Origin of the sequence: Burkholderia sp. 9779_493 (genome assembly GCF_015712215.1) — a bacterium.
In the GTDB taxonomy this organism is placed as follows: Bacteria; Pseudomonadota; Gammaproteobacteria; order Burkholderiales; family Burkholderiaceae; genus Burkholderia; species Burkholderia cenocepacia.
On the sequence record NZ_JACCQA010000007.1, the window covers coordinates 235,357 to 254,099 of the forward strand.

The following is an 18,743-nucleotide window of genomic DNA, read 5'->3' on the forward strand; positions in this document are numbered from 1 at the left end:
CGCTTGACGATGGAATGAAAAATAAAAACGGCCGCGAACATCACGTTCGCGACCGTGTGCAGCAAGTGCTGACGGCTGTTGTCAGTCTTGCTGACAGCCGCTGACGCGCGGCATGGCTCAGCGCAGCGCGTCGATCAGCTTCTCGAGCTTCACCGCGTCGGCGGCGAACACGCGGATGCCTTCGGCGAGCTTTTCGGTGGCCATCGCTTCGTCGTTCAGCTGGAAGCGGAACGACGCCTCGTCGATCGCGACGCGCTCGGCCGGCTTGTCCTGCAGCGTGTCGGGCGACAGCTTGCGCGCGACCGTGTCGTTGCTCTCCTGCAGCTTCTGCAGCAAATCGGGACTGATCGTCAGCAGGTCGCAGCCGGCGAGCTCGATGATCTGGCTGGTCGTGCGGAAGCTCGCGCCCATCACTTCGGTCTTGTAGCCGAAGGTCTTGTAGTACGTGTAGATGCGGCGCACCGATTGCACGCCCGGATCGTTCGCGCCGCCGTCCCGCGCTTCATTCCAGTCGGCGCCGGCCTGTTTCTTGTACCAGTCGTAGATGCGGCCGACGAACGGCGAGATCAGCTGCGCGCCGGCTTCCGCGCACGCGGCGGCCTGCACGAGCGAGAAAAGCAGGGTCATGTTGCACTTGATCCCTTCCTTCTGCAGCACCTCGGCCGCGCGGATGCCTTCCCACGTCGACGCAAGCTTGATCAGGATGCGTTCGCGGCCGACGCCGGCTGCTTCGTACAGCTTGATGAGCTCGCGACCCTTGTCGATCGAGCGCTGCGTGTCGAACGACAGGCGCGCGTCGACCTCGGTCGATACGCGGCCCGGGATCAGCTTCAGGATTTCGGTGCCGAATGCGATCAGCAGGCGGTCGATGATGAAATCGGTGCTTTCGTTGCGATGATCGCGGACGGTTTTCTCGAGGATCGGCTTGTACGCATCCTTCTGGACGGCCTTCAGGATCAGCGACGGATTCGTGGTCGCGTCCTGCGGCTTGTATTGCGCAAGCTGCTGGAAGTCGCCCGTGTCGGCGACGACGGTCGTGTACTGCTTCAGCTGGTCGAGTGCGGTAGTCATGGCGATTCGAAAGAAGCGCGCGGGGCGCCGGGTTCTCACGGGCCGCGCGAGCGCGGCGGCGAAGCGAAGCGGCGCCGGGCGCCGCCTCCGATCCATCATTTTAGGCCCGATTCGTGTCGAGCACGTTTTGGCGTGCCGGGCGCGCGCCGCGGCGGCCGGCGAGCCGCGTCACGCGGGGCGCCGCGCGTTCAGGATCACCTGCGTGACGACGCCCGCGACGAGCCCCCAGAACGCCGGGCCGATCGACAGCAGCGTGAGGCCCGACGCGGTCACCATGAACGTGACGAGCGCCGCTTCGCGCTGCTTCACGTCCTGCATCGCGTTCGCGAGCCCGCTCATGATCGAGCCGAACAGCGCGAGCGCCGCGACCGACACGACGAGCGCCTTCGGCAGCGCCGCGAACAGCGCGGCGATCGTCGCGCCGAAGATGCCGGCGATCAGGTAGAACGTGCCGCACCACACGGCGGCCGTGTAGCGCTTCGCGTGATCCTCGTGCGCTTCGGGGCCGGTGCAGATCGCGGCCGTGATCGCCGCGAGGTTCACGCCGTGCGAGCCGAACGGCGCGAGCAGCAGCGACGCGAGGCCGGTCGTCGCGATCAGCGGCGATGACGGCGTCGGATAGCCGTCCGCGCGCAGCACCGCGATGCCCGGCACGTTCTGCGACGCCATCGCGACCACGAACAGCGGAATGCCGATGCTGACGATCGACGCGATCGAGAACGCGGGCATCGTGAACACGGGTTGCGCGAGCGCGATGTGGAAGCGGCTGAAATCGAGCAGGCCGAGGCCGCCGGCCACGGCCGTGCCGACGATCAGCGTCGTCGGAATCGCATAGCGCGGCGCGAGGCGCTTGACGATCAGGTAGGTGAAGAACATCGCGAGCACCAGCGCGGTCTGGAACTGCGCGGCGCGGAAGATCTCGATGCCGATCTCGAACAGGATGCCCGCGAGCAGCGCCGCCGCGATGCCGGCCGGAATGCGCTTCATCAGCGTGTCGAACAGCCCGCTTACGCCGACGGCCGTCAGCAGCAGCGCGCACACGACGAACGCGCCGATCGCCTCGGGGTAGGGCACGCCGGGCAGCGACGCGATCAGCAGCGCGGCGCCGGGCGTCGACCACGCGACCACGACGGGCGCGCGATAGCGCAGCGACAGGCCGATGGTCGTCAGCGCCATGCCGATCGACAGCGCCCAGATCCACGACGAGATCTGCGCATCGGTGAGGTGGGCGGCGCGGCCGGCCTGGAACATCAGCACGAGCGAACTCGTGTAGCCGGTCATCATCGCGACGAAGCCGGCGACGAGCGCGGACACGGACGTATCGGCGAAAAAGCGGCGGCCGCCGGCGCGGCCGGCGCTCGCGGTGGGCGAAGGGTTCATGCAATCTCCGGGGCGGCCGCTCGGACGCGGCCTGTGTATCTGCGGGTGGGTGTCGTTACTTGCTGAGTGCGCGCATCGCGGTTTCGAGGCCCGCGAGCGTGAGCGGATACATGCGCTGGCCGAGCACGTCGCGAATGATCGCGATCGATTGCCGGTACTCCCATAGCCGCTCGGGCTCGGGGTTCAGCCAGGCATGATGGGGGAACTGGTCGGCGAGCCGGCGCAGCCACACGGCGCCGGCTTCCGGATTGTTGTATTCGACCGAGCCGCCGGGCTGCAGCACTTCGTACGGGCTCATCGTCGCGTCGCCGACGAAGATCAGCTTGTAGTCGGGCGTGAACTTGTGCAGCACGTCCCACGTCGCCGTGCGTTCCGCGTGGCGGCGGCGGTTGTTCTTCCACAGGTGGTCGTACACGCAGTTGTGGAAGTAGAAGAATTCGAGGTGCTTGAATTCGGCCTTCGCGGCCGAGAACAGCTCTTCGGTCCGCTTGATGTGGTCGTCCATCGAGCCGCCGACGTCGAGCAGCATCAGCACCTTCACGTTGTTGTGGCGCTCGGGCACCATCCGCAGGTCGAGCCAGCCTGCGTTCGCGGCCGTGCTGCGGATCGTGCCGGGCAGGTCGAGCTCCTCGGCGGCGCCTTCGCGCGCGAAGCGGCGCAGCCGCCGCAGCGCGACCTTGATGTTGCGCGTGCCGATCTCGACCGAATCGTCGTAGTCGCGGTACGCGCGCGCCTCCCACACCTTCACCGCGGTGCGGTTGCCGTTCGACGGGCCGCCGATGCGCACGCCTTCGGGGTTGTAGCCGCCGTGCCCGAACGGCGACGTGCCGCCCGTGCCGATCCATTTGTTGCCGCCTTCGTGGCGTTCCTTCTGCTCGTCGAGCAGCGCCTTCAGGCGCTCCATCAGCTTGTCGAGCCCGCCCATCGCGTCGATCTGCGCCTTCTCCTCCGGCGACAGCTCGCGCTCGAGGCGCTTCTCGAGCCAGTCGAGCGGAATGTCGAACGCCTCGGACGGCAGCGTGGACACACCGTGGAAATATGCGCCGAACGCCTGATCGAACTTGTCGAAGTACTGTTCGTCCTTGACGAGCGTCATCCGCGCGAGGAAGTAGAACGCGTCGATCGACGGCGAGATCAGCCCGGCCTTCAGCGATTCGAGCAGCGTCAGGTATTCCTTCACCGAGACGGGCAGCTTGGCTGCGCGCAGCGCGTAGAAGAAATTGAGCAGCATGGCCGGGCCTTCGGGGGGGGGGGAGTTACCGGTTGTGCCGGTTCATGTAGACGAGCCGTTCGAGCAGGCTCAGATCCTGCTCGTTCTTCAGCAGCGCGCCCGCGAGCGGCGGCACGATCTGCTTCGCGTCCGCGCCGCGCAGCGCGTCGGCCGGGATGTTCTCGGCGAGCAGCAGCTTCAGCCAGTCGAGCAGTTCGGACGTCGACGGCTTCTTCTTCAGGCCCGACACGCCGCGCAATTCGAAGAAACTCTCGAGCGCCGCGCGCAGCAGCTCCTCGCGGATGTCGGGGAAGTGCACCGCGACGATCTTCTGCATCGTCGACGGGTCCGGAAACTGGATGTAGTGGAAGAAGCAGCGGCGCAGGAACGCGTCGGGCAGCTCCTTCTCGTTGTTCGACGTGATGATGACGAGCGGACGGTGCTTCGCGCGGACCGTCTCGCGCGTCTCGTACACGTGGAACTCCATCCGGTCGAGCTCGCGCAGCAGGTCGTTCGGGAATTCGATGTCGGCCTTGTCGATCTCGTCGATCAGCAGCACGCTCGGGCGCTCGGCGTCGAACGCCTGCCACAGCACGCCCTTGACGATGTAGTTCGCGATGTCCTTCACGCGCGCGTCGCCGAGCTGCGAATCGCGCAGCCGCGACACGGCGTCGTATTCGTACAGGCCCTGCTGCGCCTTGGTGGTCGACTTGATGTGCCACTGCAACAGCGGCATGTCGAGCGCGGCGGCCACTTCCTCGGCGAGCATGGTCTTGCCGGTGCCGGGCTCGCCCTTGATCAGCAGCGGGCGTTGCAGCGTCAATGCGGCGTTGACCGCGAGCTTCAGATCGTCGGTGGCGACGTACTGCGAGGACCCTTCGAAACGCATGGCGGCGCTCTTCTTCATCGGGAAAAAAACCCAGTATAAGTCAGAAGGGCTGTCCGGTTGGGCCGCGCCCGCGTATCGTTGCGGGGCTGCGGCGGGGCGAACCGGGGCGCCGTATGGACGCGTTCCCCGCCGACGCGGTACAATCTGGCCGTTTTTTTTGGCCTGCGTGGCGATCCGATAAGCAAAACGGCGCGGGCCGTTGCCGCTTTGGCGCCAGTTTCCCCTCAAGCTAGGTTACAAGAGCTATGAACAAATTCGTCGGCAAACACGTCGTTGTCGCAGCGCTCGTGGCGCTCGCGGGCAGCGCGCAGGCGGCCGGTGTGGTCGGCAACCCGAAGGACGGGGCGAGCAAGGCCGCCATGTGCATCGGTTGCCACGGCATCCAGGACTACCGCGCGGCGTACCCGGAGGTCTACCGGGTGCCTGTCCTCGGCGGCCAGAACCAGCAATACCTCGAGAACGCGCTGAAGGCCTACCGCAAGAAGGATCGTCACTTCCCGTCGATGAATGCGATCGCCGGTTCGCTGACCGACCAGGACATCGCGGATCTGTCGGCGTACTACGCCGCGCAGAAGGCCGACACGAAGGACAATCCCTACAAGTAAAGCGCGCGCCGCCGATCTCTCCGGCGGGACAGGAGCATTCATGAACAACGCATTCAAGACGGCGGCGGTTGCACTGGCGGCCGGCCTCGCGATCGGTACCGCGCACGCCGCGGACATCTCGAAGGGCAAGGAACTGGTCGAGTCGCACAATTGCGCGGCCTGCCACGGCGCGCAGCTGAACAAGCCGATCAACGCGGAGTACCCGCGCCTCGCCGGCCAGCACGCCGACTACCTCGTGTGGGCGATGCGCCAGTACCAGATGGGGCTGACGAACCCGCTGCTCGGTCGCAACAACGCGATCATGCAGGCGCAGGTACAGAACCTGTCGGTCAGCGACATGAAGGACATCGCGTCCTACATCGAGTCGCTGAAGGAAACCGACCTCGTGTTCAAGAAGTAAGCGCGACGGGCCTCGCGGGCTCACGCAGCAAGAATGCCCCGCCTCGGCGGGGTATTTTTTTGTCCGCGGCCCGGTGCAGGCCGATGTGCCGGCCTCGGGGCGTCAGTCGCGCGACGCGCGGCGCAGGATGCGCTGCAGGTACGCGTCGGTATCGGGCGGCGTGTTGGTGCGCTGCGCTTCCCAGATCGTCTCGCCGAGGCATTCCATGATCGCGTGCTGCGCGTCGTGGGTCGAGTCGAGCTTCGCGGCCAGCTTGTCGTGCGCGGCGCGGATGCCGGGCGGCTGGTCGATCGACAGCTGTTCGCTGATCGCGAGGTGCATCGACAGGTGCAGGAACGGATTGGTCCGGCCTTCCTCGGGCGTGTAGTTGCGCGCCGCTGCGCCGTCGGCGTCGGCCAGTTCGTCGTGGTATTCGGGATGCTCGACGATCCAGTCGGCGGCAATCGCTTCCAGCGGCGTCAGGATCTCGCCCGCGCGCTGCTTGCGCCAGGTCTCGGTGAAAAAGCGACGCACGTCGTCGCGGCTTGGATTGAACATGGTGGGGAAACGTCGTGATTCGGGCGGCTCATGCCGCGTCGGGCATTGTACGCCGGAGCGGCGCACGGCGCTGGCGGCGGCCCCGGCCGCGATCGACGCGGGGCGTTGTGGCCGCCCGCCGCGGAACGGGTAAGCGCGGGTAGGCTCGCCGCCGCCGCGCCGCTACACTCCGACGATTCCCGTCACGGCGCGTTGCCGCCCGTTTCGTCATGACCGCCACCGTCCGCCCATCGTCCGCGGCCCTGCAGGGCGCGCTCTACGTCGCGTTGTCCGCCGCCGCGTTCGGCGCGATGGCGATTTTCGGCCGCTATGCGTATGCGGCCGGCGTCGACGTGCTCGGGCTGCTGATCGTGCGCTTCGCGATCGGCGGCGCGGTGCTCGCCGCGATCGCACGGCAGCGCCGCGTCGCGTGGCCGCGCGGGCGCTCGCTCGCGCCGCTGGTGACGATGGGCGCGCTCGGCTACGTCGGGCAGTCGTTCTGCTATTTCAGCGCGCTGCAGCACGCGCAGGCGAGCCTCGTCGCGCTGCTGCTGTACCTCTATCCGGCGTTCGTCACGCTGCTGGCCGCGTGGTGGCTCGGCGAGCGCCTGACGCGCGCGAAGGCCGTCGCGCTGGTGCTGTGCGTCGCGGGTTCGGCGCTGATGGTCGGCGGCGGGCACGGCGAGCCGCTCGGGATCGCGCTCGCGCTGGCCGCCGCGGTGATCTACTCGCTGTACATCGTCGGCGGCACGAAGGCGACGCGCGGCGTCGATCCGCTCGCGACCACCGCGATCATCTGCCTGTCGGCCAGCGCGACGCTCGTCGCGATCGCCGTCGTGCGAACGGCGGCGTTCGGCGCGCCGCCGCGCTGGCCGGCGACGGCCGGCGGCTGGGCGTCGATGCTCGCGATCGCGCTGATATCGACGGTCACGGCGATGCTCGCGTTCTTCGCCGGGCTCGCGCGGCTCGGGGCCGCGCGCACGTCGATGCTGTCGACGCTCGAGCCGGTCGTGACGGTCGCGCTCGCGGCGCTGCTGTTCGGGGAGGCATTGTCGCCGCTGCAATGGGCGGGCGGCGTCGCGATTCTGGCGGCCGTGCTGGCGCTCGTGCGCGCGGGCGGCGCGGCGGCCGACGACGCGACGGCGACGTCCAACGCGTAGTCGGGAAAGGGGGCGGGGACTGCGACGGCCCGCGGCGCGGGCCCGTCGTACCGGACGCTTATTCGTTGGGCGGCGGCGTCTTCGGCCGGAATTCGCACAGCGGCTCGATCGCGCAGTGCCAGCATTCGGGCCGCCGTGCCTTGCACACGTAGCGCCCGTGCAGGATCAGCCAGTGATGCGCGTCCTGCAGGAATTCCTTCGGCGTGAACTTCTCGAGCGCGGCCTCGACGGCCCGCACGTCCTTGCCCGGCGCGAGCCCGGTGCGATTCGCGACGCGGAAGATATGCGTGTCGACCGCGATCGTCGGCTGGCCGAACGCGGTGTTCAGCACGACGTTCGCCGTCTTGCGGCCGACGCCCGGCAGGCCTTCGAGCGCTTCGCGATCGGCCGGCACCTCGCCGTCGTAACGCTCGAGCAGGATCCGGCACGTCGCGACCACGTTCTTCGCCTTGGTGCGATAGAGGCCGATCGTCTTGATGTACTCGGTGACGCCTTCCTCGCCAAGCGCGACGATTTGTCGCGGGGTGTTCGCGACCGGAAACATTTTCCGCATTGCCTTGTTGACCGACACGTCGGTCGCCTGCGCGGACAGCATCACGGCGATCAGCAGCTCGAACGGCGTCGAATATTCGAGCTCGGTGGTCGGATGCGGATTGAGGCTCTGCAGCGTTTCGTAGATCGCGCGTCGTTTGCTGGCGTTCATGGAGCGTTCTGGTCGCGCGGCGCGGACGGGCCGTCCGGATCGTCGTTGCCTGCGTCGTTGTCGTTGTCGTGGTCGTTGCTGCCCGATGCCGCTTCGGCGTCGCGCTGCGCCTGCTGTTCGGCGAGCCGCTTGCGGCGGGCCTCGGCCGCGTCGATCTGCGCCTGGACGGCCGCGCTCACGCCTTCGGTGTTCTTCGGCCCGGCGCCTTGCCCGGACAGTTCTTCCTTCTTCTTGCGCGCGCGTTCGAGCGCGGCGGCGATGATCGCGCGTTTCTTCGCTTCGGCGTCGTCGGCGGCCGGTGCGGCGGCTGGCGCGCCGGGCTGTGCGGCGGTGGGCTCCGCGGCCGGCTTCGTGGCGCTGGCCGCGCGGCGTGCGGCGGCGCGCGCTTCGGCGGCCTCGCGCTCGCGGCGCTGGCGTGCGAGCCGCAGGTCGTGACGTTCGCGTGCGGCGTCGGCCTGTTCCTGCGACCACGCCTCCCAGCCCGTGCGATCGCCGGTCACCGGCAGCATTGCGATGCAGTCGACCGGGCACGGCGGCACGCACAGGTCGCAGCCCGTGCACAGCGACGCGACGATCGTGTGCATCTGCTTCGGCGCGCCGACGATCGCGTCGACCGGGCATGCCTGCATGCACAGCGTGCAGCCGATGCACAGGTTTTCGTCGATGAACGCGACCGCGCGCGGATGCTCGGTGCCGTTGACCGGGTTCAGCGGAATCACTGGCTTGCCGAGCAGGTTCGCGAGGCGCGCGATGCCTTCGGCGCCGCCGGGCGGGCACTGGTTGTAGTTCGCGTCGTCGGCGGCGATCGCCTCGGCGTACGGGCGACAGCCGTTATAGCCGCACTTCGTGCATTGCGTCTGGGGCAGCAGATCTTCGATGCGATCCGCGAGTGTTTTGGAGTCGGTCACGGTAACAGCGGGCGCAACGGCGCCGAATGGCTCTCGGCCGCGTCGGGCGCGGCCGGAAAGGTTTGCCAAAGCTCGATTATCGCCGATTTCCCGCATTGCGCTGGACGCCGTCTATGCGCATAATCGAACCGCTTTTTTGCAGGGGCTCAGCAGGAGGGCGGCCGTCCGCGGCGCGCCCGTTCCAGGGCGGCCGGCGCCGAGGCGGTGGGGGTGCCGGTCCGGATCAAGCGGCTCACATAGCAAAACGCCACCATGAATCAGCCAAAAATCAAAAGAGATCCTGAAGGTACGCGCCGCCGCATCCTGATGGCGGCAGCCGAAGAGTTCGCGAATGGAGGGCTGTTCGGCGCGCGCGTCGATCAGATCGCGCGCCGGGCCGAAACCAACGAGCGCATGCTCTATTACTACTTCGGCAGCAAGGAGCAGCTCTTCACGGCGGTGCTCGAACACGCGTTTTCCGCGCTGACCGAGGCCGAGCGCGTGCTCGATCTCGATGGCGTCGCGCCGGTCGAAGCCGTCACGCGGCTCGCGCATTTCGTTTGGGACTACTACCGCGACCATCCGGAGCTGCTCCGGCTCATCAACAACGAGAACCTGCACGAAGCCCGCTATCTGCACAAGTCGACGCGGATCCGCGAGATGATGTCGCCGATCGTCGCGAAGCTCGGCAACGTGCTGATGCGCGGCCAGAAGGCTGGGCTGTTTCGCAACGACGTCGATCCGCTGCGCTTCTACGTGACGCTGTCGGGGCTCGGCTACTACATCGTCTCGAACCGCTTCACGCTCGCCGCGACGCTCGGCCGCGACTTCACCGACACCGACGAACGCGCGGAGATGGTCCGGATGAACACCGAGGTGCTGCTCGCGTATCTGCTGCGGCGCTGACGCAACGAACGGACGAGCCGGCGAGCCGCCCGCTCGTCGTCGCCGCATGAAAAAACGCCGCCGTGCGCAAGCAACGGCGGCGTTTTTGCGTCGGAGGGCGGCGTGTCAGGCGGCCTTGCGGGCACGCACGGGTTTTGCGCGCGGGCTGCTTGCCGCGCGTTTCGCGGCGGGCGCGGCCTTTGCGGCGGGTGTCCTCGCGGGCGCGACCGTCACGGCCGGCGCGTTCGCGCGCGTACGCTTCGCGGCGGTGGCGCGCGCCGTCGTCTCCGGCTCCGGTTTGGCGGCCGGCACGACGCCGATCGCGGTCGCATCCTGCGCATCGGCGGGCAACTTCGTCGCGCCGTTCTTCGGCTCCGGCGCATGCTCGCGGATGAAGTCGCGCAGTTGCGGATAGATGATCGTGCGCCAGCGGCGGCCCGAGAAGATCCCGTAGTGACCGCATTTCTCGGCGGTCAGGCTGCGGCGATCGTCTTGCGGAATGCCCGTGCACAGCTCGTGCGCGACGTGGGTCTGGCCGCTGCCCGAGATGTCGTCGAGTTCGCCTTCGATCGTCATCAGCGCGGTGTGCTTGATGTCCTGCGGCCGCACGCGCTCGCCTTCGACGTCCCACGTGCCTTCCGCCAGCCGGAATTCCTGGAACACGACGCGAATGGTTTCGAGGTAATACTCGGCGGCCATGTCGAGCACCGCGTTGTACTCGTCGTAGAAGCGGCGGTGCGCTTCGGCATCGTCCTCGTCGCCGCGCAGCAGGCTCTGGTAGAAATCCCAGTGCGATTGCGCGTGCCGCTCCGGGTTCATCGCGACGAAGCCCGTGTGCTGCAGGAAGCCCGGATACACCTGGCGGCCTTCGCCCGGATAGTTCGCGGGCACCGTATGGATCACGTTGTTCTCGAACCACGCGGTCGAGTGCTGCGTGGCGAGCGAATTCACGGAAGTCGGGCTGCGGCGCGCATCGATCGGGCCGCCCATCATCGTCATCGTGAGCGGGGTGTCCTCGCCGCGGCTCGCCATCAGCGAAATCGCCGCGAGCACCGGCACCGTCGGCTGGCATACCGAGATCACGTGCAGGTTGCGCGCGCCGATGTGGCGGATGAATTCCTGGATGTACGCGATGTAGTCGTGCAGGTGGAACGGGCCGACCTCGACGGGCACCATGCGCGCGTCGATCCAGTCGGTGATGTAGACCTTGTGATCCTGCAGCAGCGTGCGCACGGTGTCGCGCAGCAGCGTCGAATGGTGGCCCGACAGCGGCGCGCAGACCAGCACGACCGGCTCGTCCTTCAGTTGCGTGACGGCGTCGGCGTCGTCCGAATAGCGCTTGAAGCGCAGCAGCCGGCAGAACGGCTTCTCGATGATCGTCTGCTCGACGATCGGAATGTTGTGGCCGTCCTTGACGATCTGATGAATGTTGAATTCCGGCTTTTCGTAATCCTTGCCGAGCCGATACATCAGCTCATAGGCGGCTGCCATCCGCGGGGCGCCGGGCATCAGCGAGAACGGACTGGACGGATTCGCGAACGACTTCGAGGCGGCCTGGGCCCAGGCCGTGAGGGGGCTCAGCATGGCCCGCTGGAATTCGTGCAGTTGGTAAAGCATGCAGGCTACTCCCGCGTGGGGGACGGTGCGCAAGGGCGGCGTGAGGCGTCGCGGCGTGCCGTGTGGGTCAGCGACCGGCCATGTTGCATTGCAGCCGGACAATCGCGTCGATCATATCGGACAACGATCGGTGGTGCAATGCAACATTTCCCCGGGTTTTCATCAAAGTGTTGCGATTTGACGATCTCTGACCAAGGCCGCGGCGGCAGCGTTCAGCGGCCGGTGGCCACGGCCGGCGCGGGCTGGCCGGCCGCGCGCGCCATCGCGTCTTCGTGGTGCATCAGGTTCATCGCGGTGTGCACGAGCGCCACGTGCGAGAACGCCTGCGGGAAGTTGCCGACGAGCCGCCCGGCGACCGGGTCGTATTCCTCGGCGAGCAGCCCGAGGTCGTTCGACAGCGCGAGCAGGCGGCTGAAGAGCCGATGCGCGTCGTCGATCCGGCCGAGCAGCGCGTAGCTGTCGACCAGCCAGAAGCTGCATGCGAGAAACGTGCCTTCGCCCGGCGGCAGGCCGTCGTCGTATTCGGTCGTGCGGTAGCGCATCACGAGCCCGTCGTGCAGCAATTCCCGTTCGATCGCGTCGACCGTGCCGACGATGCGCGGGTCTTCCGGCGGCAGGAAGCCGAGCTGCGGCAGCAGCAGCACGCTCGCGTCGAGTTCGTCGCTGCCGTAGCTTTGCGCGAACGCCTGCTTGCCTTCGTGCCACGCATTGGCGCAGACGTCCGCATGGATCCGCTCGCGCAGCGCGCGCCAGCGGTCGAGCGAGCCGGGCAGCCGGAACATTTCCGCCGACTTGATCGCGCGGTCGAACGCGACCCACGCCATCACCTTCGAGAACGTGAAATGGCGCCGGCCTCCGCGCGTTTCCCAGATCCCTTCGTCGGGCTCCTGCCAGATCTTTTCCAGATGGTCGAGCAGCGCGCACTGCACGGACCAGACCGTGTCGTCGGCCTGCAGGCCGCCCACGCGCGCGAGGTGCAGCGCGGCCATCACCTCGCCGAACACGTCGAGCTGGAGCTGGTTCGCGGCGCCGTTGCCGACGCGTACCGGCAGCGAGTCCTGGTAGCCGGGCAGCCAGTCGAGCTCCATCTCCGGCAGCCGGCGCTCGCCGGCGATCCCGTACATGATCTGGATCTGCTCGGGCGAGCCGGCCATCACGCGGCCGAGCCACGTGCGCCAGGCGCGCGCCTCGTCGTAGTAGCCGCCGCGCATCAGCGCGAGCAGCGTGATCGTCGCGTCGCGCAGCCAGCAGTAGCGGTAATCCCAGTTGCGGTTGCCGCCGATCTTCTCGGGCAGCGACGTGGTCGGCGCGGCGACGATGCCGCCGGTCGGCTCGTACGCGAGCGCCTTCAGCGTGATCAGCGAGCGGCGCACGGCGGCCGCGTAGCGGCCCTGCACCTGGCAGCGGCCCGCCCATTCGAGCCAGTAGTTCTCGGTGCGCGCGAGCATCGACAGCGGATCGCGCGCGGGCGGCAGCCGCATGTGCGACGCCGCGTAGCCGAGCGAGAACGGCACGCGCTCGTCGGCGCCGACCGTGAATTCCGCGAGCGTATGGAGGTTCTTGCCGGTGAGCGGCACCGGCGTGCGCAGTACGACGGTGTCGGGCCCGGCGATGGCCTTCATGCCGTCCTCGCGGGTCAGTTGCGTGACCCACGGAATCGAGAAACCGTAGTCGAAGCGCAACACGAGCTCCATGCGCATCTTCATCGTGCCGTGGCGGCCGACGACGATCCGCACCAGCTCGGACCAGCCGTTGCCGGGCGGCATGAAGTCGATCACGGTGACGGCGCCGTCCGCGCTTTCGTAATCGGTTTCGAGAATCAGCGTGTCGCCGCGATAGCGGCGGGTCGTATGCGTGATCGCGGCGTCGGCGGCCGGAGCAAGCAGCCAGCGGCCGTGCTCGGGCGTGCCGAGCAGCGCCGCGAAGCAGGCGCCCGAATCGAAGCGGGGCCAGCACAGCCAGTCGACGGAGCCGTCTTTTGCGATCAGCGCGGCCGTATGGCCATCGCCGACGAGGGCGTAGTCTTCGATCAGGGCGGGCATGGGCAGGCGATCCTTGGGTATTCGAGTTCACAATGCGGACGTCGGCGGCCCGGACTTCACGCCCGGGCGCCGCGCCCCGTATACTCGGCCGGGCGGCGGAGCGCATGAACGGCCGGCGTTTCGTCCTATCTCAACACTTGAAGCGACTCGATGCAAGGAGGATTCAATGCCCAACCGTTTACGCGAGCATGACGCACGCGCTTCGACACGAGGGTTCCCGCTTAGGCTCGCTCACTGGATGAAAGGTTTCGCGATCGTGCTTTCCCTGTCCGCGACCCACGCGTTCGCGCAGCAATCGTCCGCCCCGGCCGACGGCGTCTACAACCTGCTCGTCGGCACCTATACGGGCGGCGGCAGCGACGGGATCTACGTTTACCGCTTCGATACCAAGACCGGCGGCGTCGCGCCGGTATCGTCGGCGAAGACCGAAAATCCGTCGTATCTGTTGCCGAGCCGCGACGGTCGCACCGTCTACGCGGTCAACGAACTGCCCGGCGACAACGGCCCGGCGACGCAGCGCGGCGGCGTGAGCGCATTCCGCTTCGACGCGAAGACGGGCGCGCTGAGCTTCATCGACCGCGTATCGTCCGAAGGGAACGATCCTTGCTATCTCGCGCTGTCGCCGGACGGCAAGTACCTCGTGACGGCCAACTACTCGGTCGCGGCCGATCCGGGCGGCAGCTTTGCGGTGTTCCCGCTGCGCGACGACGGCGCGGTCGGCCAGGCCGTGCTGACGGTTCACCACGAAGGCACCGGGCCCGTGAAGGGCCGCCAGGACGGCGCGCACGTGCATTCGACGGTGTTTTCGCCGGACGGCCGCTACCTGTTCGTGCAGGATCTCGGCGCGGACAAGATCTACGGCTACCGCTACACGGTGGACGGCAGCCGCGGGCTGATCAGCCCGACCGAGGGGCGCTACACGCCGGTGAAGGCCGGCTCGGGCCCGCGCCACATGGTGTTCAGCGCCGACGGCCGGTTCGCGTACGTGACGAGCGAGCTGAACGCATCGGTCGAGGTGTTCGGCTACCACGACGGCAAGCTGACGCCGATCGAGACGCTGCCGATGACGGCGCCGGGCTTCAAGGGCAAGGTCGGCGGCGGCGCGATCCACCTGTCGCCGGACGGCCGCTTCCTGTACGCGAGCAACCGCGGCGACGCGAACGACCTCGTGATCTACGCGGTGAACAAGGCCGACGGCCGGTTGAAGCACGTCGGTCGCCAGTCGAGCCTCGGCAAGACGCCGCGCGAATTCCTGATCGATCCGACCGGCAAGTGGCTGATCGTCGGCAACCAGGACAGCGACACGTTCTACGTGTTCAGCCGCGATGTCGAAACCGGGCAACTCGGCGCGAATCCGCAGAAGGTCGCGGTCGGCAAGCCGGTCGACTTCAAGCTGGTGCCGGTGCAGTAAATGCAAAAGGCGCTGCCGAGGCAGCGCCTTTTTTTGCGGGGCGATCGGTTGTGTGGCACGCCCGGATCGATGATTCGCGGCCGCCGGCCTGCCGGCTTCAGTCGGCCGCGGCCGGCACGAGTACCTCGCGGCTGCCGTTGATGCCCATCGCCGACACGAGGCCGGCCGCTTCCATCTGCTCGACGAGGCGCGCCGCGCGGTTGTAGCCGATGCGCAACTGCCGCTGCACCGACGAGATCGACGCGCGCCGCGTGCGCACGACGAATGCGACCGCTTCGTCGTACAGCGGATCGGCTTCCGCGTCCGGCGCGTCGCCGAACAGGTCCTGCGTCGCGCCGTCGGCGGCCGGGCCGTCGAGGATGCCTTCCTCGTACTGCGGCTCGCCGAACTGCTTCAGGTACTCGACGATCCGGTGCACTTCCTCGTCGGCGACGAACGCGCCGTGCACGCGCTGCGGATAGCCGGTGCCGGGCGGCAGGAACAGCATGTCGCCCATCCCGAGCAGCGACTCCGCACCCATCTGGTCGAGGATCGTGCGCGAGTCGATCTTCGACGATACCTGGAACGCGACGCGCGTCGGGATGTTCGCCTTGATGAGGCCCGTGATCACGTCGACGGACGGCCGCTGGGTCGCGAGGATCAGGTGGATGCCGGCCGCGCGCGCCTTCTGCGCGAGGCGGGCGATCAGCTCCTCGATCTTCTTGCCGGCCACCATCATCAGGTCGGCCAGCTCGTCGATCACGACGACGATCAGCGGCAGCTTCGACAGCGGCTCCGGATCGTCGGGCGTCAGCGAGAACGGGTTGCCGATCTTCTTTTCCTTCGCTTCCGCGTCGCGGATCTTCTGGTTGAAGCCCGCGAGGTTGCGCACGCCGACGGCCGACATCAGCCGGTAGCGCTTCTCCATTTCGCCGACGCACCAGTTCAGCGCGTTGGCCGCGAGCTTCATGTCGGTGACGACCGGCGCGAGCAGGTGCGGGATGCCTTCGTAGACCGACAACTCCAGCATCTTCGGGTCGATCATGATGAGCCGCACGTCTTCCGGCGTCGCCTTGTACAGCAGCGACAGGATCATCGCGTTGATCGCGACCGACTTGCCCGAACCGGTTGTACCGGCAACGAGCATGTGCGGCGCCTTCGCGAGGTCGGTGACGACCGGATGGCCGGTGATGTCCTTGCCCATCGCGATCGTCAGTTGCGACGGCGAATGCTGATATTCGCGTGCGGCAAGAATTTCCGACAGGCGGATCACCTGACGCTTCGCGTTCGGCAGTTCGAGGCCCATGCAGGTCTTGCCGGGAATCGTCTCGACGACGCGGATCGACGTGAGGCCGAGGCCGCGCGACAGATCCTTCATCAGGCCGACGATCTGGCTGCCGCGCACGCCGAGCGCGGGTTCGATCTCGAAGCGCGTGATCACGGGGCCGGCCGATGCACCGACCACCGTCACCGGCACCTTGAATTCCTGCAGCCGCTGCTCGATCACCTGCGCGGTTTGCGCGAGGTGTTCCTCGGTGATCGTTTCGATGTCGTCGGATGCCGGTTCGAGCAGGTCGAGCGTCGGCAGTTCGACGCTGAACGACGCGGGTGCGTGGAATTCGAACGCGTTCGGGCGCGGCTGACGGACGGGGGTGTCGGCCGGGGGCGGTTCGGTTGCTTCGGTGGCCTCGGTTGCATGGGCCGCGGGTGCGCCGATTGGCGGGATCACGGTCGGCGGCGCCGAACTGACGGCTGCCGGCGTGGCCGGGAGGTTCGTGCCGGGGACGATTGCTGCCGGCGGTGCCGCGGTCGGCGTCGCGGTCACGTCATGCGACATGGTCCAGCCTGCCGACGAAGCGGCAGGGGCGGGCGATGTCGTGAACGTCTGGGTTGCGGCTGCGGTTGTGGTTGCGGCAGGTACGGGCGCGATCGACATCGGCGATCCGGCTGCGGCTGAAGGCGCACCCGCGGGCGGGTGGGCCGGAGTGGCGGCGGCCGTGGTGGCCGGAGCGAGCGCGCTGAAGGACGCCGACGTCGTGGTGGACGCGGTGGGCGACACCGGCAAGCTGATTGGCGGCTGCGGGGTGACTGCGCCGGATGAGCCGGATGTAGCGAAGGTCGTGGTCGTTGTACCGGTCGACGTGGTCGCCGTGCTGGCGGGAAGCGTCGATGCCGGCGCGGAAGACGGTGCAGCGTTCGGCGCGGACGTGAAAGTCGCGGGCGTCGCGATGGCGGGCGCCGATGTGTCCGGCGTCGGCGCGATCGAACCGAACGTCGAACCCGACGTACCGGTCGTCGATGCCGTCACGACGGGCGCAGCGGTCGATGCGGGCGTCGAAGCGCCGGAAAGCGAACCGTAAGTCATGCCCGTAACACCGGCCGGCGATGCCGGCGCGGCGGAAGTAACGGGCGGTGCCGATGCGGCCGGTTGCGTCAGCGAAGCGGACGCGGTGCCGGTTATGCCAACGGGTGAGATGGCGGCGGTAGCGGGGGCGACGCTCGATGCGGGTGTGGATGCTTGTGCAGTCGAGTCATGAGCCGTGCCGGCCAGTGGCGATGCGGCGATGGCCGAAGCCGTCGAAGCTGCGGCAAACGGTTGAGCCGCGGGCGATTTCGGCACTTCCGAAGCGACGGTCGCCGGTGCCGCAGCGGACGGCATCGTCGGGGCTGTCCACTGTGTGGCGGCGGGCGTCGCGCGTTGAGCGCCGGCCGACAGCGGTGCCGCTGGGTCCGCCTCCATTGCCTTGCCAGCTTCCGGTGCAGGCTGCGATCCGGCCGGTGCGGACGTTGCCGCAGTCGACGCGGTCCCGGAAAGCGTGCGGGCAGACGTCTGCGCGATCGACGAAGAGGGCAGCGCAGCGAACGGAACGATGCTTTCGACGGGTGTTACACCGGCGTGCGCATCGGCAGCGCCTTGCGGCACGTGGACCGGTGCGGCGCGGTCGATGGCAGCCGCCGGTTGCGCGTCGTCCTTGTCGTCGATATCGACGGACCCGGCCGGCGTGCTGGTGCCGAGGTCGCGAACCGCTGCATCGCCTGTTTGCGTGGAGGCTGAATGAGCGGATTCCGATCCTGCGGTGTTCGCCAGCGATTCGGCGATCGAATTTTCGGTCGACACGTCGAGGGCGGAAACCGGCGCGCTGACAACGTCTTCCCACGGCGCGAGATCGATGGGCGCGTCGAACGACGGCGCGGCTGCGATCTCGAATGCCGGCGCGGCGGGCGCATCGTCGACGTGACGGATCTCGTCGTCGGCGTGATGCGAAACCACGCGATCGTCGGTGCCGGTTTCCGGCAGCGCGTGCGATGTAGCGTCATCGAGCGCAGGGCCACGCAACTCGCCAGCCGGCGCCTGCGTGATGCTCGATTCTGCCGGCATGAAGGCGTCGAGCACGATCGGCGCGCCATCGTCGTACGCGGGCACGGCATCGTGTTCTTTGTGTGCTGCCGGAACGTTGGTGTCCTGGGCTGCAACGTCATGTGCCGCGGAGGCGAATGCGTTCGACGCGACCGCCGATGCCGCCGATACCGGCGCGGCCACGCTGCCTGCTGCCACGGCGGCGGCCGCGGTTGCCGCGTGCGTTGCATCGGCCGTCTGTGCGCCGCCCAGCGACGCCCATTGCGCGGTGCTGGCCTCGATCGAACGCAGCGTGTCGTGAACGCTCGGCGCCGGCGTAATCGGCGCGGCCGGCTTCTCGTTCCACGCATAGAGCGGTGCGCGCGCCGGGGCGGGCGGCGCCGGGCGGCGACGTGCCGCGTCCGGCGACTGGCCGGTGGCCGCCGTGCCCGCGACCGGGCGCACCGGCGGACGTTGCGCTTGCGTGCCGGCCGGTCGCGGCGTGACGGTCGCGCGCGGCGCGGTCTGCGTCAGCGCAGCGGTGGCCGGCCGCGCGGCGGTCGGACGCGGCCGGACGGGTTCGAATCCGACCGGAAGCGGGGCGGGCGCGGGGCGCGGCACTTGCGCGTTCGCGGCGGCGCGCGTCAGGTT

The 18,743-nt window shown here is 68.2% G+C and carries 15 protein-coding genes; 5 read left to right on the plus strand and 10 right to left on the minus strand.

Going from position 1 to position 18,743, the window contains the following annotated elements:
• Nucleotides 1-117: 117 nt before the first annotated feature.
• The 4 genes from tal to H0X95_RS09915 all read right to left on the minus strand — a co-directional run bounded on the left by tal (nt 118) and on the right by H0X95_RS09915 (nt 4,550).
• Nucleotides 118-1,071 (minus strand): transaldolase, encoded by a 954-nt coding sequence (gene tal / locus H0X95_RS09900; RefSeq protein WP_012492750.1) that lies wholly within the window; start codon nt 1,069-1,071, stop codon nt 118-120.
• A 168-nt stretch (nt 1,072-1,239) separates the two neighbouring features.
• Nucleotides 1,240-2,451, minus strand: a complete 1,212-nt coding sequence (locus tag H0X95_RS09905) for a benzoate/H(+) symporter BenE family transporter (RefSeq protein WP_006497061.1) — start codon at nt 2,449-2,451, stop codon at nt 1,240-1,242.
• A 55-nt stretch (nt 2,452-2,506) separates the two neighbouring features.
• Nucleotides 2,507-3,682: a vWA domain-containing protein gene (locus H0X95_RS09910; protein ID WP_006497060.1), complete on the minus strand. Its 1,176-nt coding sequence runs from the start codon at nt 3,680-3,682 to the stop codon at nt 2,507-2,509.
• A 25-nt stretch (nt 3,683-3,707) separates the two neighbouring features.
• Nucleotides 3,708-4,550, minus strand: a complete 843-nt coding sequence (locus H0X95_RS09915) for an AAA family ATPase (protein WP_021033334.1) — start codon at nt 4,548-4,550, stop codon at nt 3,708-3,710.
• Nucleotides 4,551-4,795: 245 nt separating this feature from the next.
• On the opposite strand from H0X95_RS09915, the gene H0X95_RS09920 reads away from it, so the two are divergent.
• Nucleotides 4,796-5,155, plus strand: coding sequence for a c-type cytochrome (locus H0X95_RS09920; protein ID WP_006478192.1), 360 nt, complete (start codon nt 4,796-4,798; stop codon nt 5,153-5,155).
• Between the two features lie 40 nt (nt 5,156-5,195).
• Nucleotides 5,196-5,555 (plus strand): c-type cytochrome, encoded by a 360-nt coding sequence (locus H0X95_RS09925; RefSeq protein WP_006490657.1) that lies wholly within the window; start codon nt 5,196-5,198, stop codon nt 5,553-5,555.
• 102 nt (nt 5,556-5,657) lie between these two features.
• Here the strand turns inward: H0X95_RS09925 and H0X95_RS09930 are convergent, their stop codons facing one another.
• Nucleotides 5,658-6,092, minus strand: a complete 435-nt coding sequence (locus tag H0X95_RS09930) for a DUF1841 family protein (protein WP_006490655.1) — start codon at nt 6,090-6,092, stop codon at nt 5,658-5,660.
• Between the two features lie 209 nt (nt 6,093-6,301).
• Between H0X95_RS09930 and H0X95_RS09935 the strand changes: the two genes are divergently transcribed.
• Nucleotides 6,302-7,231, plus strand: a complete 930-nt coding sequence (locus H0X95_RS09935) for a DMT family transporter (protein ID WP_048984939.1) — start codon at nt 6,302-6,304, stop codon at nt 7,229-7,231.
• A gap of 58 nt (nt 7,232-7,289) precedes the next feature.
• Here the strand turns inward: H0X95_RS09935 and nth are convergent, their stop codons facing one another.
• Together nth and rsxB are read right to left on the minus strand one after the other, a co-directional pair.
• Entirely contained in the window at nt 7,290-7,934 is a 645-nt protein-coding gene (gene nth / locus H0X95_RS09940; protein WP_006478196.1) for an endonuclease III, read from the minus strand.
• The gene (gene rsxB / locus H0X95_RS09945; protein ID WP_408625509.1) at nt 7,931-8,842 is read right to left on the minus strand and encodes an electron transport complex subunit RsxB; all 912 of its coding nucleotides are present in this window, start codon (nt 8,840-8,842) and stop codon (nt 7,931-7,933) included. The genes nth and rsxB overlap by 4 nt, the downstream gene beginning before the upstream one ends.
• Nucleotides 8,843-9,094: 252 nt before the next feature.
• Between rsxB and H0X95_RS09950 the strand changes: the two genes are divergently transcribed.
• Entirely contained in the window at nt 9,095-9,727 is a 633-nt protein-coding gene (locus H0X95_RS09950; protein ID WP_006485466.1) for a TetR family transcriptional regulator, read from the plus strand.
• 105 nt (nt 9,728-9,832) lie between these two features.
• On the opposite strand, the gene H0X95_RS09955 is transcribed toward H0X95_RS09950, so the two are convergent.
• Both H0X95_RS09955 and H0X95_RS09960 read right to left on the minus strand, forming a co-directional pair.
• Nucleotides 9,833-11,323: a polyhydroxyalkanoate depolymerase gene (locus H0X95_RS09955; RefSeq protein WP_059721355.1), complete on the minus strand. Its 1,491-nt coding sequence runs from the start codon at nt 11,321-11,323 to the stop codon at nt 9,833-9,835.
• Between the two features lie 212 nt (nt 11,324-11,535).
• Nucleotides 11,536-13,365: a glycoside hydrolase family 15 protein gene (locus H0X95_RS09960; protein ID WP_006486779.1), complete on the minus strand. Its 1,830-nt coding sequence runs from the start codon at nt 13,363-13,365 to the stop codon at nt 11,536-11,538.
• Between the two features lie 166 nt (nt 13,366-13,531).
• On the opposite strand from H0X95_RS09960, the gene H0X95_RS09965 reads away from it, so the two are divergent.
• Entirely contained in the window at nt 13,532-14,776 is a 1,245-nt protein-coding gene (locus H0X95_RS09965; protein WP_111441834.1) for a lactonase family protein, read from the plus strand.
• A gap of 97 nt (nt 14,777-14,873) precedes the next feature.
• Here H0X95_RS09965 and H0X95_RS09970 read toward each other — a convergent pair.
• Nucleotides 14,874-18,743: DNA translocase FtsK (locus tag H0X95_RS09970; protein WP_330165496.1), on the minus strand; the 3,870-nt coding region annotated here is incomplete at its 5' end.

What these genes read in the sequence shown, in the direction of transcription:
- tal (WP_012492750.1), bottom strand. Translation starts at nt 1,071, where the DNA reads ATGACTACCGCACTCGACCAGCTGAAGCAGTACACGACCGTCGTCGCC.
- H0X95_RS09905 (WP_006497061.1), bottom strand. Translation starts at nt 2,451, where the DNA reads ATGAACCCTTCGCCCACCGCGAGCGCCGGCCGCGCCGGCGGCCGCCGC.
- H0X95_RS09910 (WP_006497060.1), bottom strand. Translation starts at nt 3,682, where the DNA reads ATGCTGCTCAATTTCTTCTACGCGCTGCGCGCAGCCAAGCTGCCCGTC.
- H0X95_RS09915 (WP_021033334.1), bottom strand. Translation starts at nt 4,550, where the DNA reads ATGCGTTTCGAAGGGTCCTCGCAGTACGTCGCCACCGACGATCTGAAG.
- H0X95_RS09920 (WP_006478192.1), top strand. Translation starts at nt 4,796, where the DNA reads ATGAACAAATTCGTCGGCAAACACGTCGTTGTCGCAGCGCTCGTGGCG.
- H0X95_RS09925 (WP_006490657.1), top strand. Translation starts at nt 5,196, where the DNA reads ATGAACAACGCATTCAAGACGGCGGCGGTTGCACTGGCGGCCGGCCTC.
- H0X95_RS09930 (WP_006490655.1), bottom strand. Translation starts at nt 6,092, where the DNA reads ATGTTCAATCCAAGCCGCGACGACGTGCGTCGCTTTTTCACCGAGACC.
- H0X95_RS09935 (WP_048984939.1), top strand. Translation starts at nt 6,302, where the DNA reads ATGACCGCCACCGTCCGCCCATCGTCCGCGGCCCTGCAGGGCGCGCTC.
- nth (WP_006478196.1), bottom strand. Translation starts at nt 7,934, where the DNA reads ATGAACGCCAGCAAACGACGCGCGATCTACGAAACGCTGCAGAGCCTC.
- H0X95_RS09950 (WP_006485466.1), top strand. Translation starts at nt 9,095, where the DNA reads ATGAATCAGCCAAAAATCAAAAGAGATCCTGAAGGTACGCGCCGCCGC.
- H0X95_RS09955 (WP_059721355.1), bottom strand. Translation starts at nt 11,323, where the DNA reads ATGCTTTACCAACTGCACGAATTCCAGCGGGCCATGCTGAGCCCCCTC.
- H0X95_RS09960 (WP_006486779.1), bottom strand. Translation starts at nt 13,365, where the DNA reads ATGCCCGCCCTGATCGAAGACTACGCCCTCGTCGGCGATGGCCATACG.
- H0X95_RS09965 (WP_111441834.1), top strand. Translation starts at nt 13,532, where the DNA reads ATGCCCAACCGTTTACGCGAGCATGACGCACGCGCTTCGACACGAGGG.